Source organism: Magnetospirillum fulvum MGU-K5, from assembly GCF_000442515.1.
In the GTDB taxonomy this organism is placed as follows: Bacteria; Pseudomonadota; Alphaproteobacteria; order Rhodospirillales; family Magnetospirillaceae; genus Phaeospirillum; species Phaeospirillum fulvum_B.
Genome location: NZ_AQPH01000050.1, coordinates 1 through 18020, shown reverse-complemented (window position 1 = coordinate 18020; position 18020 = coordinate 1). Strand labels below are relative to the sequence as shown.

Annotated in this window: 18 protein-coding genes and 1 pseudogene; 5 read left to right on the top strand and 14 right to left on the bottom strand. The window is 64.2% G+C overall.

Going from position 1 to position 18020, the window contains the following annotated elements; translation table 11 throughout:
• Positions 1-18 precede the first annotated feature (18 nt).
• The 13 genes and pseudogenes from K678_RS12320 to K678_RS12265 form a co-directional block, all read right to left on the bottom strand.
• Positions 19-525, bottom strand: a complete 507-nt coding sequence (locus tag K678_RS12320) for a dihydrofolate reductase (protein WP_021132789.1) — start codon at positions 523-525, stop codon at positions 19-21.
• Positions 522-1316: a thymidylate synthase gene (locus tag K678_RS12315; RefSeq protein WP_021132788.1), complete on the bottom strand. Its 795-nt coding sequence runs from the start codon at positions 1314-1316 to the stop codon at positions 522-524. The genes K678_RS12320 and K678_RS12315 overlap by 4 nt, the downstream gene beginning before the upstream one ends.
• A gap of 73 nt (positions 1317-1389) precedes the next feature.
• Positions 1390-2346: an SLAC1 anion channel family protein gene (locus K678_RS12310; protein ID WP_021132787.1), complete on the bottom strand. Its 957-nt coding sequence runs from the start codon at positions 2344-2346 to the stop codon at positions 1390-1392.
• A gap of 114 nt (positions 2347-2460) precedes the next feature.
• Positions 2461-3123, bottom strand: coding sequence for a guanylate kinase (gene gmk, locus K678_RS12305; protein WP_021132786.1), 663 nt, complete (start codon positions 3121-3123; stop codon positions 2461-2463).
• Position 3124: 1 nt separating this feature from the next.
• Positions 3125-5708: pseudogene (gene acnB / locus K678_RS12300) on the bottom strand (bifunctional aconitate hydratase 2/2-methylisocitrate dehydratase).
• 398 nt (positions 5709-6106) lie between these two features.
• Positions 6107-7879: a phosphoenolpyruvate--protein phosphotransferase gene (gene ptsP, locus K678_RS12295; RefSeq protein ID WP_021132784.1), complete on the bottom strand. Its 1773-nt coding sequence runs from the start codon at positions 7877-7879 to the stop codon at positions 6107-6109.
• 58 nt (positions 7880-7937) lie between these two features.
• The gene (locus K678_RS12290; RefSeq protein ID WP_021132783.1) at positions 7938-8216 is read right to left on the bottom strand and encodes an HPr family phosphocarrier protein; all 279 of its coding nucleotides are present in this window, start codon (positions 8214-8216) and stop codon (positions 7938-7940) included.
• Positions 8213-8620, bottom strand: coding sequence for a PTS sugar transporter subunit IIA (locus K678_RS12285; RefSeq protein ID WP_021132782.1), 408 nt, complete (start codon positions 8618-8620; stop codon positions 8213-8215). The genes K678_RS12290 and K678_RS12285 overlap by 4 nt, the downstream gene beginning before the upstream one ends.
• Before the next feature lie 82 nt (positions 8621-8702).
• Positions 8703-9641 carry an RNase adapter RapZ gene (gene rapZ, locus K678_RS12280; protein ID WP_021132781.1) on the bottom strand — a complete coding sequence of 313 codons (939 nt, stop codon included), beginning with the start codon at positions 9639-9641 and terminating at the stop codon, positions 8703-8705.
• The gene (locus tag K678_RS12275) at positions 9638-10075 is read right to left on the bottom strand and encodes an HPr kinase/phosphorylase (protein WP_021132780.1); all 438 of its coding nucleotides are present in this window, start codon (positions 10073-10075) and stop codon (positions 9638-9640) included. Before K678_RS12275 ends, rapZ begins: the two co-directional genes overlap by 4 nt.
• Positions 10076-10145: 70 nt before the next feature.
• A complete protein-coding gene (locus K678_RS12270; RefSeq protein WP_021132779.1) occupies positions 10146-10376 on the bottom strand; it encodes a hypothetical protein in 231 nt (76 codons plus the stop codon).
• 57 nt (positions 10377-10433) lie between these two features.
• The gene (locus K678_RS19530; protein ID WP_231376253.1) at positions 10434-10679 is read right to left on the bottom strand and encodes a sensor histidine kinase; all 246 of its coding nucleotides are present in this window, start codon (positions 10677-10679) and stop codon (positions 10434-10436) included.
• Positions 10598-12031 (bottom strand): sensor histidine kinase, encoded by a 1434-nt coding sequence (locus K678_RS12265; protein ID WP_155804539.1) that lies wholly within the window; start codon positions 12029-12031, stop codon positions 10598-10600. Before K678_RS12265 ends, K678_RS19530 begins: the two co-directional genes overlap by 82 nt.
• 186 nt (positions 12032-12217) lie before the next feature.
• Between K678_RS12265 and K678_RS12260 the strand changes: the two genes are divergently transcribed.
• From K678_RS12260 to K678_RS12245, 4 genes are read left to right on the top strand one after another with little or no spacing between them, the layout of a single operon-like run.
• Entirely contained in the window at positions 12218-13564 is a 1347-nt protein-coding gene (locus K678_RS12260) for a PP2C family protein-serine/threonine phosphatase (RefSeq protein WP_021132778.1), read from the top strand.
• A complete protein-coding gene (locus K678_RS12255) occupies positions 13561-14358 on the top strand; it encodes an ATP-binding protein (RefSeq protein ID WP_021132777.1) in 798 nt (265 codons plus the stop codon). The genes K678_RS12260 and K678_RS12255 overlap by 4 nt, the downstream gene beginning before the upstream one ends.
• A 20-nt stretch (positions 14359-14378) precedes the next feature.
• Positions 14379-14699: an STAS domain-containing protein gene (locus K678_RS12250; protein ID WP_021132776.1), complete on the top strand. Its 321-nt coding sequence runs from the start codon at positions 14379-14381 to the stop codon at positions 14697-14699.
• Positions 14700-14747: 48 nt separating this feature from the next.
• Positions 14748-16457 (top strand): methyl-accepting chemotaxis protein, encoded by a 1710-nt coding sequence (locus K678_RS12245; protein WP_021132775.1) that lies wholly within the window; start codon positions 14748-14750, stop codon positions 16455-16457.
• A 58-nt stretch (positions 16458-16515) separates the two neighbouring features.
• Here K678_RS12245 and K678_RS12240 read toward each other — a convergent pair whose 3' ends face one another.
• Entirely contained in the window at positions 16516-17499 is a 984-nt protein-coding gene (locus tag K678_RS12240) for a TAXI family TRAP transporter solute-binding subunit (protein WP_021132774.1), read from the bottom strand.
• Between the two features lie 222 nt (positions 17500-17721).
• On the opposite strand from K678_RS12240, the gene K678_RS12235 reads away from it, so the two are divergent.
• Positions 17722-18020 (top strand): CHAP domain-containing protein (locus K678_RS12235; protein ID WP_021132773.1); only part of this gene is annotated, 299 nt, incomplete at its 3' end.

Here is an 18020-nt window from a genome sequence, read left to right as displayed (position 1 = left end):
CCCCGGAGAAACGTTCGCTCAGACGCGGAGAGACTCGGCTCTCCGCTCCAACACGACGAAGGCATAGGCGGGATCGCCGTCATGCGCCTCGCGGGCGGTTTCGACCCAGTCGGCGCGGTCGAAGGCAGGAAAGCAGGTATCGCCCGGATAGTCGCGGGCGATTTCGGTCAGGTAGATCCGCCCGATCCGGGGCAGCGCCTCGGCGAAGATCAGCGCCCCGCCGATCACCATCGCCTCGACATCCGGCGCGTGCGTCTCGGCCAGGGCCAAGGCGTGGTCGAGCGAGTCCGCCACCACCGCGCCCTCGGCGCTCCAGCCCGGTTGCCGGGTCAGCACGATATTCAGCCGCCCCGGCAGCGGACGGCCAAGCGAGTCCCAGGTGCGCCGCCCCATGATCACCGGCTTACCCAGCGTCGTCCGCTTGAACCAGCGCAAATCCTCGGGGATATGCCAGGGCAATTGATTGTCGCGGCCGATGATGCCGTTGGCGGCGACGGCGACGATCAGCGAGGGGGCGGCGCTCATACCGCGACCTCCGCCTTGATGTGGGGATGAGGGTCGTAGCCCTCGATCCCGATATCGTCGATGGTAAAGCCAAACAGATCGTCGATTGCCGGGTTGAGGCGCAGGCGCGGCAGCGGCCGGGGGTCGCGGGTCAATTGAAGATCGGCCTGTTCGAGGTGGTTCAGGTAAAGGTGGGCATCGCCCAGGGTGTGGATGAACTCGCCCGGCTGCAACCCGGTGACCTGGGCCACCATGTGGGTCAGCAGCGCATAAGAGGCGATGTTGAACGGCACCCCCAGGAAGACGTCACCCGAGCGCTGATAAAGCTGGCAGGACAGCCGCCCCGCCGCGACGTGGAACTGGAACAGGCAATGACACGGCGGCAAGGCCATGTCGGCGATTTCGGCGACATTCCAGGCCGACACAATCAGACGCCGCGAGTCCGGATTGCGTTTGATCTGCTCGACCAGTTGGGCGATCTGGTCGATTGCCGTGCCGTCGCGACCCGGCCACGAACGCCATTGCTTGCCATAGATCGGCCCCAATTCGCCGTTTTCGTCGGCCCACTCGTCCCAGATCGAGACGTTGTTGGCCTTCAGATAGGCGATGTTGGTCTCGCCCTTCAGGAACCACAGCAATTCGTGAAAGATCGAACGGGTGTGGAGCTTCTTCGTCGTCAGCAACGGAAAGCCGTCGGCGAGGTCGAACCGCATCTGATGGCCGAACACCGACAATGTCCCGGTGCCGGTGCGGTCGCCCTTTGGGGTTCCCTCGCTGCGGATACGGCGAAGCAGATCAAGATAGGTTTGCACGCGGACGAAGCTCCCGGTCGGTCAGCGCGGCACTGTAGCCTGCGAGACGCGCCAAGATCAACTCAACGCGCCCCTACGCCTCGGGTCGGCAGATCTCGCCCCGCACCACCGCCAGCACGGTACGGGCGAACAAACCGGCGATCAGCAGGGCCAGCACGCCCCCCAAACCAAGCCCGGCCCAGACATACAGCGCCGTCCCGGTCTTTTCCCCCATCACCATCGTTGCGATCGAAAACGCGGCGAGCGGAAAGGAATAGGCCCACCACGACAAGGTGAAGCTGAGCCCGGAAAAGCGCGGTACTTGGACCATCAGCAGCAGGAACAGGAACACAGCGGAGAAATAGAGCAGACGAGCAAAGGCATCGATCCCGCCGCTCAGCGCCTCCCAGGCGATGAAGCCGACCGACGGCGGGGCCAGCAGGATGAACAGGGTCGGCACCAGCTTACCCGGCAGCGGGGTGTGGAAGATCAGCCGGTAGACCACGATCGTCAGCAGCACCAGCCAGAACAGCAGACCGATGGCAAAGAAGAACCACGACAGATCGGCGGGGGCAAAATTGACTCCGGCAATCGGCACGACGATGTTGCCGACGACGGGGATGAACCAGGCCGGGTTGGAATGGACGATCTCGTAATGGGTCTGGTTGATCCAGGACGACATCACCGCGATCGTCAGCAGCAGATGCGCCCCGGCCCCCACGCCCCACAACAGACGGGCAAGATCGAGATCAACCGCTTGGGCGGCGGTGCCGAGCAGAATCAGCCCGACCGAGATGGTGGGAAAGAAGCTGATCCGCACCGGATGGCGCCATTCCTCGGCGATCGCGGCGGGATAGCGCACCAGTTTCAGCAGATAAAGACCGGCCAGCACGGCAAACAGCGCCAGCGACAATGCGAACAGGCCAAGGCTGATCCGATCGCTCAGGCCCAGCGTCTTTTCCAGCTTGTGCAGGGCGATGGTCAGCCCCGACATCCCCATCACGGTGGAGAAAAACGAAACCGGAAAATCGTGCAGACGTGACGAGGCCATCGTGATCCCTTTCTCCTGGGCGTGTTGCCAGCGGAGGGGGGATGTTACATTAGATAATACGAATATACAAGATGCCGGATCGGGGCGGAGCCGATCGCCCCGCCCCATCCCATTTCAGCCACCGGAATCGCGGTCAAGCCCGCGCAGACGGTTAACAAAGGCGGGCAACCCGGCCTGACGCTCGCGCTTCAGGCGGGCGGCGGCAAGGATCGCGCGAACCTCGCCGATCGATCGCTCCAGGTCGGAATTGACGACGATGTAATCGTATTCCGGCCAATGGCTCATTTCGTCGCCCGCCTTGGCCATCCGCTCGGCGACGACATCGGCGGAATCCAGCCCCCGCCCGCTGAGACGGCGGTGCAATTCCTCGAGCGACGGCGGCAGGATGAACACCGAAACCAGATCGGCCCGGGCGTTCTGGGCCAGCTGCTGGGTGCCCTGCCAGTCGATGTCGAACAACACATCCTGCCCCTGGGCCAGGGTCGCCTCGACCGGGCCGCGCGGGGTGCCATAGAAATTGCTGAACACGCGGGCATGTTCGAGGAACTCGTCCGCTTCGACCATCCGGTGAAAGCGGTCAACGTCGACGAAATGGTAATCCTTGCCGTCCGTCTCGCCCGGTCGGGGCGAGCGGGTGGTGGCCGAGACCGACATCGAGATATCGGTCTCACGCTCCAACAAGGCCCGCGAGATGGTGGTCTTGCCCGCGCCCGAGGGCGAGGACAGGACCAGCATCAGACCGCGACGGGCAATTGCCCTGGGCTCGTTTCCCGACATGCTACAGCGTCACCGTGGCGGCGACGTCGCGGAAGGCCGGGATCTGGTCGAAGTTCATGTAGCGATAGATGTCGCCCGCCTTGGCGTTCACCACCGCGACCTGCTCCATATACTCGGCGACGGTCGGAATCCGGCCGAGCAGGGCACAGACGGCGGCCAGTTCGGCCGAGCCGAGATAGACCCGGGTGTCGATCCCCAGACGGTTGGGGAAGTTGCGGGTCGAGGTTGACATCGCGGTCGCGCCCTTGCGGATCTGCGCCTGATTGCCCATGCACAGCGAACAGCCGGGCAGTTCCATCCGCGCACCGGCGCGGCCCAGGATGCCGTAATAGCCTTCCTCGGTCAGGATCATCTGATCCATCTTGGTCGGCGGCGCGATCCACAACCGGGTCGGGATATCGGTCTTGCCTTCCAGCACCCGACCGGCAGCGCGGAAATGACCGATATTGGTCATGCACGAGCCGATGAACACCTCGTCGATCTTGTCGCCCGCGACCTCGGACAGGGTCTTCACGTCGTCGGGATCGTTGGGACAGGCCAGGATCGGTTCCTTGATCTCGGCCAGATCGATCTCGATCACTGCGGCGTAATCGGCGTTAGGATCGGGGGCCAACAGCTTGGGATCGGCGATCCAGGCTTCCATCGCCTTGATCCGGCGTTCGAGCGCGCGGCGGTCCTCATAGCCCTCGGCGATCATCCACTTCATCAAGGTGATGTTCGAGCGCATGTACTCGATGATCGGGGCCGGGCCGAGATGGACGGTACACCCGGCGGCAGAGCGTTCGGCCGAGGCGTCGGTCAGTTCGAACGCCTGTTCGATCTTGAGATCGGGCAGACCCTCGATTTCGAGGATGCGACCGGAGAAGACGTTCTTCTTCCCCTTCTTCTCGACGGTCAGCAGACCCTGGCGGATCGCATAGAGCGGGATCGCATTGACCAGATCACGCAGCGTCACGCCGGGCTGGAGCGTGCCCTTGAAGCGAACCAGCACGCTTTCCGGCATATCGAGCGGCATCACGCCCGTAGCGGCGGCAAAGGCGACCAGACCCGACCCGGCCGGGAAGGACAGGCCAATCGGGAAGCGGGTGTGGGAATCGCCGCCGGTGCCCACCGTGTCGGGCAGCAGCAGGCGGTTCAGCCAGGAATGGATCACCCCATCGCCGGGCCGCAAGCTGAGACCACCCCGGGTCGAGATGAAGCCGGGCAGTTCGTGGTGGGTCTTGACATCGACCGGCTTGGGATAAGCGGCGGTGTGGCAGAACGACTGCATTACCATGTCGGCGGAGAAGCCGAGGCAGGCGAGGTCTTTCAATTCATCCCGCGTCATCGGGCCGGTGGTGTCCTGCGAGCCCACCGTCGTCATTCGCGGTTCGCAATAGGTGCCGGGACGCATCCCCAGCCCTTCCGGCAGACCGCAGGCGCGGCCGACGATCTTCTGGGCAAGCGAGAAGCCCTTGCCGTTATCCTTCGGCACGGCGGGAAGACGGAACAGGGTGCTGGCGGGCAGGCCCAGCGCATCACGCGCCTTCGCGGTCAGGCCCCGGCCGATGATCAGCGGAATACGGCCACCGGCGCGGACTTCGTCGAAGATCACCTCGGACTTGACCTTGAACTCGGCGATGACCTTGCCGTCCTTCAGCGCCTTGCCCTCATAGGGGCGCAGTTCGACCACATCGCCCATCTCCATCGCCGAGACGTCGAGTTCGATCGGCAGAGCGCCCGCATCTTCCATCGTGTTGTAGAAGATCGGAGCGATCTTGCTGCCCAGACAGACGCCGCCAAAACGCTTGTTGGGGACGTAGGGAATGTCGGTCCCGGTGAACCACAGCACCGAATTGGTCGCCGATTTGCGCGACGAGCCGGTGCCGACGACGTCGCCGACATAGGCGACAAGGTTGCCCTTGGCGGTCAGCGCGTCCAACTGGCGCAACGGACCACGCGCGCCGGGCTCGTCCGGTTCGATGCCGGGACGGGCATTCTTCAGCATCGCCAAGGCGTGCAGCGGGATGTCGGGGCGGCTCCAGGCGTCGGGCGCGGGAGACAGATCGTCGGTGTTGGTCTCGCCCGAGACCTTGAACACGGTGACGGTCAGGCTTTCCGGCACTTGCGGGCGCGAGGTGAACCATTCCGCCTCGGCCCAGGAGGTCAGCACCGACTTGGCGTTGGCGTTGCCGCCCTCGGCCAGGGCGCGGACGTCGTGGAAGAAATCGAACACCAACAGGGTGGTCTTCAGCCCCTCGGCGGCGATCGCGCCGACCTCGGCATCAGCCAGCAGATCGATCAGTGGCTTGACGTTGAACCCGCCCAGCATCGTGCCGAGCAGTTCGGTCGCCCGCGCGCGGCTGATCGCCGCATTGGCCTCGGTGCCCTTGGCGACGGCTTCGAGGAACGCAGCCTTGACCCGGGCGGCGTCGTCAACCCCGGCGGGCACCCGCCAGGCCAACATCTCGGCCAAGGCCTCGGCCTCGCCGTGGGGGGGGTGCGCAACAGGGCGACCAATTGCTCGGTCTGCGCCGCCGTCAGCGGAAGGGGGGAATCCCGAGCGCAGCGCGCTCGGCGACATGCTGGCGATAGGCTTCAAGCACGACCAAATCCTCTCGTCATCTCGTCTTTTGATGCAGCCCGTGGCGGGCGGGCGAAGCCGCCGCCCCCCGGCGAGCCGCCGCAGGACACTACCCCTAAGTGGGGGTTTGTTAGCGTAAAAACTACCCTGAAACAGGTCGGAGACGGAAGACGCTATCCGTATACGTCGCCACGATCTCCCATCAAATCGCCACAATCTCAGGCAAAGATGAGAATACGTTCTCGGAGGCCGCTAGATCCCTCCCGCCCCCAAAGCAGGCGGCTCCGGGCAAAAGCGGCGGTCGACGCCACTACTCCCCCTCTGCGTCGGCCGCCGCCCCAATCTTTCAACGCCTCCAGCGAAGTGCGGGGTATGTGCCCCTCAAGCGCCGGGCGCTGCGCTCCACCTCAAATCGTTGAGCTAGCGCTCGCACCGTCCATCGGCATGGCACGAATCGACCAACTGGGCGATCCGCGCCGAATCGGATTCCGCCATCACCGCGCGGGCACAGAGTTCGGCGGCACCTTGATCAATCTCGTGAATCCGCTGTTTGACCATCGGCAGATTGTTGGTGCTCATCGACAGATCGCGAATCCCCAACCCCAGCAACAGCGCGGTATAGCGCGGGTCGCCCGCCATCTCGCCACAAACACACAGCGGGATTCCCGCCTTGGCAGCGGCATCGGCCGAGAACTGGATCAGACGCAGCACCGCCGGATGCAGTGGGTTGAACAGATGCGCCACCGCCTCGTCCGAGCGGTCGATCGCCAGAGTGTATTGGGTCAAGTCGTTGGTGCCGATCGCAAAGAAATCGGCTTCGGCGGCCAAGGCGTCGGCGGCCAGCGCCGCGCCGGGAATCTCGATCATCGCCCCCAATGGCGGCGGCGGATCGGACACCGGAACCCCGGCAGCAATCAGACGGGCCAGGGCGGATTCCATCATTCGCCGCGCCGTGCGCAATTCCTCGACCGTCGCCACCATCGGAATCAGAATCCGAACCGGACCGTGGGCCGAAGCGCGCAGGATCGCCGAAAGCTGGGTTTCCAACAATTCGGGCCGGGCCAATCCCAGCCGGATTGCCCGAAGGCCCAGCGCCGGATTGGGGCCGATCGAACAGCCCAGCGCCGGAGCCAGCTTGTCGCCCCCGGCATCGAAGGTCCGCACCGTCAGTCGCCGCCCGCCCAGCCGCTCGATCAACTCGCGCAGAAGCTGGTATTGCTCGTCTTCCGACGGAACGTCATCGCGGTTCATATACATGAACTCGCTGCGCAGCAGACCGATACCCTCGGCCCCGGATTCCAGCACCGAGGCGACCTCGGCGGGAAGCTCCATATTGGCCTGAAGCAGAATCCGGGTGCCGTCGCGGGTCTCGGCCGGGACGTCGCGCAGACGGGCCAGGGCGCGGCGGGCCCGCAGACAATCGGCGCGCTTCTTGCGGTAATGCGCCATCGTCGTCGCCGACGGGTTGATCACCACCACGCCGCCGGTGCCATCGACGATGATCGGCTCGCCGCCGCGCAATCCGCGCAACAGCCCGCTGACGCCCAGCACGGTGGGCAACCCCAGCGAACGGGCCATGATCGCAGTGTGGCTTTCGGCACCGCCGACCACGGTGGCCAGCCCGGCGACCCGGCGCGGATTGAGCAGCGCGGTATCGGCCGGGGTCATTTCCTCGGCCAGGATCACCGCATTGCGGGGCAGATCGGTAAAGGGACGATAGGGCGTATGGGTCAGACTGCGCAGCAGACGGCGGCCGATATCCTTGATATCGGCGACGCGGGCGGCGAGGTAGGCGTCTTCCATCGCCTCGAAACCACGAACGATCTCGGCGATTTCCTGCTGCACGGCGGCTTCGGCGTTCAGCAATTTCTCGGCAATGCGATGCTGAACCCCGCGGGTCAGCCGCGAGCCCTTCAGCATCTGGCGATAGGCGTCGAGCAGATAGCCCATCTCCTCGGCGGCGGCGCCACCGAGATCAACCGCTTTTTCCTGCAAGCTTTCGACCTGACGGGCCGCGCTCGCCACCGCCTCGGTAAAGCGAGCACACTCGTCGGCAACCTGATCGGACTCGATGCGACGCTCGGGTACCTTGATGGTCCCGGCATCGTGCGGAAAGACGACGCCGATGGCGACACCACGGGCAATCGCCAAACCTTCCAGTACGATCTCGTCCTCTGCGGCCCGGATCGTCATCCCCCACCTCACCTGTTATATGTCCGCCGCCGTTGATCCGGCGGCGATTTATTGGACGTCAGTCTTCGTCGAATTTGCGATCGACGAGATCGGTCAGGGCGTCAAGAGCGGCCTGGGCATCGGCCCCCTGGGCCGAAATGTCGATGCTGCATCCCGGCGCGGCCGCCAGCATCATCAGTCCCATGATCGAAATGCCCGAAACCTCGGTGCCGCGATGGCCGACCGTGACCTGGGCATTGAACGTCGCGGCCAGCTTGACGAACTTGGCGGCGGCGCGGGCATGCAGCCCGCGGCGGTTAGCGATCAGAGCGGTACGGTGAAGACTATCGGTACTCATCGACGATCCTGGGTCAAAAGCTTTGAAGCGACGTTGATATATTTCCGCCCGGCTTCCTGCGCACTGGCCACCGCTTCGGCCAAGGGCTCGGAATGGCGGACGCTGGCCAGTTTGATCAGCATCGGCAGATTGACCCCGGCGATTACCTCGACCCGCGCCTTGTCCATGATCGAGATCGCCAGATTCGACGGCGTGCCGCCGAACATGTCGGTCAACAGAACCACCCCGGCCCCATCGTCGCAACAGGCGACGCTTTCCAGAATGTCGTTGCGCCGCTGTTCCATATCGTCGTCGGGACCGATACAGACGGCTCCGACATTGGGTTGCGGCCCCACCACGTGCTCCAGCGCGGCGACGAGTTCGTCGGCCAACCGCCCGTGGGTGACGAGAACCAGTCCGATCATCTCCACCCCCCTGTTACGCCGGGAATCCAGCCGGAACGGCCGCCCGGACGCGAATCCGAAAAATTCCGTATCCCCCGTTGTCTCATCCCGCGGCTCCTTCGTCGAGTTCACGGTGGCGCAAATCGACCCGTTCACCCCGGCCGCGCAACCAATCGGCAATATATTCGGCTACGGCAACCGACCGATGTCGGCCCCCGGTACAGCCGATGGCAATCGTCAGATAGCTCTTACCCTCGGCGGCGAAGCGCGGCAACAAAGGTGCGAGCAACCCGGTCAAAGAATCGACGAACGGCGTAAAGGCCGGATCGGCGGCAACATAGGCCGCCACCGCCGGATCGCGCCCGGTCAGGGGGCGCAGATCGGGCCGGTAATGCGGATTGGTCAGGAAGCGGGCGTCGAACACCAGATCGGCTTCGCGCGGCAGGCCGTTGCGATAGGCGAACGAGGTGACGAACACCACCAGCCCCCGATCGGTCTCCAACCCGAAATGACCGGCCAGAACCCGCTTCAGCGCCGCCGGAGCCAGCCCGGTGGTATCGACCACCAGATCGGCGCGAGCGCGCAACCGCACCAGCAAGGCGCGTTCGTGACGAATTCCGTCCAACAGCGGCCGGTCGGCCGCCAGCGGATGACGGCGGCGGGATTCGGTATAGCGGCGACACAGCGCGTCGTCGTCGCAATCGAGGAACAACAACTCGACCTTGCGCCCATTCTCGGACATCAGGCGATCGACCGTGTCCAGCACCGGCTCGACCCCGAAATCACGGGTGCGGATATCGATCCCCACCGCCAGCGGACGTGAGGTTTCCGACCCGGACCGGACCAGATTGGCGACCAGGGACAGCGGCAGATTATCGACCGCTTCCCACCCCAGATCCTCCAGCCCCTTCAGCGCCAGGGTCTTCCCCGCGCCGGACAGGCCGGTGACGATCACAACCCGCCCGCTGCCGCAACAGGGCGGCACGGTCGGGGCCGGGGCGAGAGCCGCCGCCGGCTGATCGGACGAAGGAGGTTGGCTCATGATGTCGCCATTATATCCCGCGTTGGCGAAAGCACCGCAAGGCGAACCTTCGCTGCCGCCGAGGCATGAAACGGCACCAGATCGAGTCGAGGCACCGCCACCCCCATCAGAACCGCCGAAGACGGCTCGGGCAGACGCTCGATCGTGCCCGCGTCGTCGGCCAGATCGACCACCAGCGACAGCGGCACCGATTCCCGATGCGGCACACGCACAATTCCCACTCCGCGCACCTCGATCAATCCGGCGATGGTTTCGGGCGGACGGGCAACCACCCGATTGCCATCGACCCGCAACCAGGTCTGATCGTCGGCAACCAGACAGGCACCACCATCGATCAGGCGAAGCGCCAGATCGGATTTGCCGCTGCCCGGAACACCCCGGATCAGCACGCCGTGGCCGGAAATGTCCACCGTGGTGCCATGAACAAGAAGCATCCGGCCAGGGTGGCGGCCCGTTCGACCGAAGTCAATCACGGAGAGCGAAAGATGAAGAGGAGACCCGATCCTAAACCGTCTCGTTGCGGCGCAACACGCCGGCCTCGACCAGCTTGTTGACCAGATCGCCCATCGTCGTCAGCGATTTCAAAAACCCGTCGACCGGCATCACCACCCGCTGACGAACCTCCAAACGGCCCTGCCCTTCCTCGGTCGGCTCCAGCGAGACCAGTTCGATCCGGACGATCCCGCCCGAAAAATCGACCCGACCGACGCCGTCGGCGAACACTTCTGCCGTCATCAGACTCTCCTGTAACTAAAAGCTGCGATCGAAGCGTCCCACGCCCTTGCGGGGTCGTCAATCCTGCGGCGGAGTGACGACGAGTTCGATCTTGGGCAAGGCGATCATGAACCGGCTGCCGACATCGAGTTCGGATTCCACCCAGATACGGCCACCGTGATGCTCGGCGATCTTGCGGCAGACGGCCAAACCGATCCCGGTGCCGTCAACCTTGTCGCGGGTCACCAACCGCTGGAAAATGCCGAACACCCGGCCAAGGTCGGCTTCGGCGATGCCGATCCCGTTATCCTCGACCGTGACCACCCATTCGTCACCGCCATCGCGGCTGCTGACCACGATGCGGGGGGATGATCCGAACGGACATAGATGATCGCGTTGCCGATCAGATTCTGGAACAGCCGCATCAGTTCAAGGCGGTCACCAAGGCAGACCGGCAACGATCCCTCGATCCGCACCTCGGCCCCGGCTTCGACGATCGCGACCTCGAGATGGCGCAGGCTGTCGCGGAGCGCATCGCCGAGATCGACCGGCTCCATCTGCGAGGTCACCCGGCCGATCCGGGAATATTGCAGCAGATCGACGATCATCCGGTCCAAACGCTTGGCCCCGTCCAGGGCAAAGCCGAGGAATTGGCGGGTTTCGCCGTCGAGCGCCGGAGCCAGCCGTTTTTCCAGCAGCCCGAGATAGGCGCTGATCATCCGGAGCGGCTGGCGCAAATCGTGGCTGGCAACATAGGCGAATTGTTCAAGCTCGTCGTTGGAATGGCGCAATTCCTCGACCAGCGCCGCCAGCCGCGCCTCGTTATGCTTCTGAGACGTGATGTCGGACTTGATCGCCAGATAATTGGTGATGGCCCCTTCGACATTCTGAATTGGCTGGATCGAGGCGTATTCCCAGTACAGGTCCCCGTCCTTGCGCCGGTTAATCAGCTCGCCTTCCCACTTCCGCCCCGAACTCAACGCCTGCCACATTTCCTCGAACGTGCCGGGCGGGTTCAGACCGGAATTGAGGATGCGGGGATTCTGCCCCATCGATTCCTGGGGGGTATAGCCGGTGACCTGAACGAATTTCTGATTCACATACTGAATCTCACCGGCCAGATCGGTGATGACGATCGAGGCCGGGCATTGTTCGACCGCGCGCGACAGCATGTGCATCCGGTGGGCGCTGGACACGGCCGAGGTGATATCGGCCCCCACGCCATAATAGCCGATGAAGTGTCCATCTTCGTCAAAGCGCGGCGCGCCGCTGACCTTGATCCAACGGGCATGGCCGTCACGGTCCTGCTGCCAATATTTAAAGTCGCGAAACGCCTTGCGGGCAGTCAGGGCGTCAATATGTTCGCGCCACCGATCGGCCTCGGGATCGCTGTCATCGGGAAAGGCGTCCCACGGACGCTCGCCGAGCACCTCGGCGGCAACAAGGCCGGTCGCGGCCTCGAATCCTTCGGACAAAAAAGTGATGCGGTATTCGGAATCGGTTTCCCAAAGCCAATCCGCGACGGTCGCGACAACACCGCGACACCGGGATTCGGATTCGCGCAGAGCTCGACACTCGGCGGCAAGGCGGGCGACCTCGGTTTCCAGTGCCGCACGCGTCAATGCCGTATCGTCCTCGGTCTGGGGTTCTGGACCGGACAGGTCGCCCACTTCCACGTCCTTTTCACCCACTCCGTTCCCGCAGGCCGGGCAAACACAAACCCAGCCCTGCCTAAAGACAGGATACCCCGAGCAGACACTCTTTTCATCCCTGATTCTGCGTCAAAGATTGGCGCGATCCTGGACGGCGGTCGAGCGGGTGTCTTAGGATGTCCCGTGAAATTTTGAGGTCACGGAGCCGGGATGAAGAGGACCGGAGGCGCGGTGCAAACCGATTCGGCCCTGTCGCCGGGAACCCCCGGCATCGGTCGACTGATCCGCTTGCCCAGCCGCACGGCGGGATGGCTGGATTCGCCCGGTGCCGATCCGGGCCTGCCCTCGGTGCTGCCGCCCTTGCGTCCCAACCGGGATTCGCTTGCGGTTCTGCTGGTTGAGGACGAGCCGGGCGATGCCCGCCTGGTTCAGATTGCGCTGATGGGGTGCCGTCAGCCCGCGTTCGCCGTGACCCATGTCTCCAGCCTGACCGAAGCCATCGCGCTCGTCGCGAGCGGAGCCTCGCTTGATGTCGTACTGCTTGATCTCAGCCTGCCGGACTCGACCGGATTGGGCACGGTGGCGCGGATGAAGGATGCCGCACCGCGGATTCCGATCGTCATCATGACCGGAATGGACGATCAGCGTCTGGCCGCCGCCGCGCTGGAAGCCGGAGCCCAGGATTATCTCGTCAAATCCGACGACCCCGAACGGACCGTCGGGCGGGCGATCCGGTATGCGATCACCCGGATGGCCAGCCAGATCGAACGTGAAACCCTGTTGCGCCGGATCGCCCAGCAACAGCGTACCCTGATGGCCGAAATCGACGCCGCGCGGGCGATGCAGTTCGACCTGTTGCCCCGGCCCGAGCGGATCGATTCCCGTCTGTCCGCGCTGGGGCTGGAGGTCGAATCTTATTTCGAACCATCGTTGGGGATCGGCGGCGACCTGTGGGGCTGTCTGGATTGCGGCGGCAACCGGATGAGCTTCTATTCCTTTGACTTCACCGGCCACGGCATCGGTGCCGCCCTCAACGTCTTTCGCCTCCATGCCCTGATCAGCGACCGCTGGTCACCGAAACAAACTCCGGCCGAATCCTTGCGCCTGTTGGGCATCGCCCTGCGCGGCCTGCTCGGGCGCGGCCATTTCGCCACGATGTTCCTCTGTACGATCGATTGCGTCCGGGGCGAAATCGAGTGGGCCTCGGCCGGGGCTCCTGCGCCCCTGCTCATCACCGATGGCGCCGTCCGCTTTCTCGACGCCCAGGGCGTGCCGCTGGGCCTGTCCGCCGACCCCCATTACCGCGACCATTGCGAACCGTTCCCGCCCGGTGCCGCCCTGATGATCTATAGCGATGCGATCACCGACGCCCCCAAGGAACAAGGCGACCTGTTCGGCGAGGCCGGACTGATCACCCTGGCCGAAGAGACGATCGCCCGCACCGGCCGGGCCTCGATCGCGGACCTGATCGACGGGTTCCAGTCGCGGGTGCGAATGCCGCTTGAAGACGACATGACCGCGCTGGGAATCCGGCGATTAGCGGAGAGCCCCCCATGACATCGACGGCGTGCCCCGACGTGAAGCCAAACGCCGCGCCGGGGTTGCGGCTGGTTGGAACGATGAACCGGATGTGGGATGTCGATCGGCAATGCGCCGCGTTGGGCCTGGCCCCGCACTCCGCCTCCCCCCCGGACGGTACCGACGCAGATGGGCCGACGCTGCTGTTGGCCGGACCGGCGACGATCGAAACGATCCGCCACAGCCTGGTCCCCCCTTACGCCGGTTTCCTGGAAATCGGCTCCGATGGACTGGCAGGAATTGGCCAACGCTGTATCGAAACGGTGCGTGCCGGGGGAATGGCCCTGTCGCTGACTGCCACCAGCGCCTGTACCGTTCCCCTGGTCGAACTGATCGCGGTCGCGATCCGGCGGCGACTGGCCCTTGCCAACGGCGAGAACGCCGAATTGATGGAAATTTGTCTGGCCGAGGCGGTCAGTAACGCCATCATCCACGGCAATCTGGAAATTCCCAATCATCTCCGCGCCACGCCCAAGGGGTTCGACACCTTCCGTCAGGTGATGCGCGAGCGTCTCAGCGACCCAGTCATGGCGTCCAGGCGCATTGAGATTCACGTTCTGGCCCGCCAGCCCGGTTCGTTCACCCTCGCGGTGTCGGACCAGGGGCCGGGCTTCAATCTGGCCGCACAGATTAAGAAAGAGGCTCGTGTCGACGCCCGCAGCGGGCGCGGCCTGGGCCTGATCCGGCGCGCCTGCGCCACCATCGAGTCCGAAGACGGGGGACGGACTCTGGTGATGACCTTTCCATGGGAGAGTGCCACGGAAGGGAGTTGAACCGAGGGGGGATAACGGGGGTGGAAAAGCGGGGGATACAGTATCGGCTTGCCGATGACGGTGATCACCTGACTGTGGCGCTTGAAGGGCGGCTTGATTTCGCCGCCGAACGCCAGTTTCAGGAATTGCTTGCCGACTTGGTCGTTTCGCGCAAACGAAGGGTTACGTTCGATCTGTCCGGCCTCAGCCACATCGATTCGGTTGGGCTCGGATTGCTCTACATCGCCCGCGAGGACCTGGGCAAAGTCAACATCGCCCTCGCCCTCCTCCGTCCGCGCGAAACCGTGCTGAGGATGTTGGAACTAACCGAGACCACAAAGATCTTCGCGATAACCCGGTAAACCGGGAGAGTTCAAGACGATGAGAGAGAGTTTGAGAGGAGAGAGGGAATGAGGAAGGCCGGATGGGGGGCCCTGCGGCTCAGACAACGGTTCATGATCGTGATCGGAATGGGCGTGATTGTGATGGCGACGGTAATCGTCCTGTTCATTGCCCGCTACGACGAACGAGCGATGGAACGCAAGCTGCACGAGCTGAGCGTCAACGAAATGACCTCGCTTCACGCCCTGATCGTCAACGTGATGGCGACGCGCCCGGTTGATGGTGACAATATCGGCATCAAGGTCTTCAACAAGTGGTTCGACAGCCGCAACACCGACTATGCCGGCAAGGTGTGGAGCGTGTGGGGGCCGAAGGTCACCGAATATATGAAGGATGCCGAGCCCGACCGCGCCCCCAAGGCTCCGCAGGACGAGGTCGATCGCGAGGCGCTGGCCACCGGCAAGCCGGTCGGACGCTTTGTTGGCGGGTACTACCGCTATTCGCTGCCGATCGTGCTGGGCGTCACCGAGGGGGCCAATCAGGAAGTCTGTCACACCTGTCACGGCGGGATGGGGATCGTCGATGGCGAGGTGATCGCCGTACTGTCGAGTTCGCTGTCGACGGCGGCGGAACGGGCCGAACTGCGCAGTATCATCATGTGGCTGATCGGATTTGGCATCGTCGCCACCATCGTTTCGGTGCTGGTGGTGCGCTGGATTCTGACCGGGGTGATCATCCGTCCGATCAACAGCATGTCGACTTTGATGGAGCGGCTGGCCAAGGGCGACATGTCTGTCTCGATCGAGGGGACCGAGCGGCAGGACGAGGTCGGCGACATGGCCCGCACCGTCCAGGTGTTCAAGGAACATATGGTCGAGGCCGAGGGTCTGCGCGCCAGTCAGGAAGAGGAGCGTAACCGCGCCTCGGCCCAACGCGCCCAGGCCCGCCAGGACATGGCCAACAATTTCGAACACACGGTGAAGTCAAAGGTCGCCCGCGTCGACGAATCGACCGCTGGCATCCGCAACACCGCCCAATCGATGGCCAACCGTTCGGAAAAGAGCGGCGGACGCACCCTGGAGGTCAGCGAGGCGGCCGAGATCACCACCGAACGCGCGGCAGCGGTGTCCGAAGCGACCCGTCAGTTGGCGGAATCCGTCAACGAGATCGCCCAGCAGGTCAGCCATTCCTCGCGCATTGCCCAGAAAGCGGTCGAGGACGTCAACACCACCGCCCGCCAGATGGTCGGCTTGTCCGACGCGGTGCGGGCGATCGGCAATGTCGTCCAGTTGATCAACGACATCGCGGCGCAGACCAACCTTCTCGCCCTCAATGCCACCATCGAGGCGGCCCGGGCCGGTGAAGCGGGCAAGGGCTTTGCCGTCGTCGCGGGCGAGGTCAAACACCTCGCCAACCAGACCGCCAAGGCGACCGAGGAAATCTCGCAGCAGGTGGCGGCGGTGCAGCAATCGACCCGCGAGATGACCACCAGCATCGAGGGCGTCGTCGCGACCATCCGCGAGATCGATAATATCTCGACCGCGATCGCCAGCGCGGTGCAGGAGCAGGAGGCCACCACCCGCGACATCGCCAGCAATATCACCGAGGTCGCCCATCAGGCGGGCGAGGTGTCGCGCAGCGTCACCCATTTGTCGAAGGCGTCGGCTCAGGCCTGTGCCGGAACGATCCGGGTGATCTGGAGTGCCAAGACTCTGGCCAACGTCGTTGCCGACCTCAACGACGAAGCCGACCACTTCCTGCAATCGGTGCGGAAGTAATCGGAACCGGGGCAACGGTGCGGGGCCGCCTTTTCGGGCACCCCGCATCGTTGCTCCGCTATTTCTTGCCGTCCGCCGCCTCGGTTGACGACCGGGTTGAAGCGCGGTCAACCCCGTCATGCAGACGGACCGGAATCCCGTCATGGCTGGACTCGGTCCGGGTCAGGTCGTTCAGCACCGGATGCAGCCGGGTCAGCGCCCCGAAATTGGCCCAGATCGTCTGCATCAAATCGGCCACTTCGTCATTCGACAGCCGGTTGGTGACCAGCAACGTCTTCATCCCCAGGGCGGGAATGTCGGATTTCTGGCCGTCATAGGTCCGCCCCTTGACGACGAAGCGGGCCACCCACGGGCTTTTGCGCAAAAAGGGCTCGACCGACTTGGCCCGGATCGGCACCAGGGTCGCGCCGCAATCCTCGATCGCGGTCTGGACCTCGGTCATCGGATGGATGCCGGTGAACACCGCCGCGTCGATATTGCCCTGGCACAATTCCGCGACCTGCTCGTTGAGGTCGAGTTCGACCAGCACCGACAGATCGCCCTGGGACAGACCGGCGGCGTCGAGCACGGTTTCGGCCATCACCCGCTGGAACGAGCCGGGACGGCCGAGATTGACCCGCTTTCCCTTCAGGTCGCCGATCTGCTCGATGCCCGAACCGGGGCGGCTTAGCACCACCGCGACCTCGCCATGCAACGCCATCAGCGCGCGCAGATCGGGCATCGGCCCGGCATCGTGAAAGCCTTCCTCTCCGGCGACCGCCAGTTGGGCCGCGCGCGACTGGACCAGGGCGAGATCGACCTCTCCGGCCCGAAGCGCGGCCAGATTGGCCGCCGACCCCGAAGACGGCATCACCGTACAGGTCATGCCGTGGGGATGATCCTTGTTGATGACCCGGCACAGCGCACCGGCCACCGGGAAGTAATAGCCGGTCACCTCGCCTCCGGCGATGACCAGCGGGCGTTGCTCCGCCGCCAGGGCGGAAGGGGTCGCGAGGGCCAGGCAGGCCGCCGTCAACAGCTTCGAGAACGGTCGCAGAATCACACTCCTCCTTCAAACGACGCCAATCATAGCCCTGCCCCGTCCCGCCCGAAAGCAAACGATGCACCCGGCCCGGGCCGATATCGAGGGCAATCGCCTCCTCTGCGAGCGAACGACGTTTCCAGACTAAATGTGATGCATTTCACGAAAATGGTTGCCATCGGCTTTTCAAATGGTGACAATCGAACAAGCCAATAACCGGAGGGGAGGGTACCGGTGCGGAGTGTGACCATTCTGCCAGCCACCTTTGCGATCGTGGCGACGATGGCCCTGGCAACGCCTTTCCAGGCGAACGCCGCTATCCAATGCGTGACTTATGCCCGCGACGTCAGCGGCCTCAATCTGAAGGGCGATGCCTGGAAGTGGTGGGAAGCGGCGGCTGGTGTCTATGATCGCGGCAATCGCCCGCGTGAAGGCGCCGTTCTGGTGTTCAAGCGTCAGGGCAAGATGGCTCATGGCCATGTCTCTGTGGTTCGCCACATGAAGAACAGCCGCGAGCTTCTGGTCGATCACGCCAATTGGGC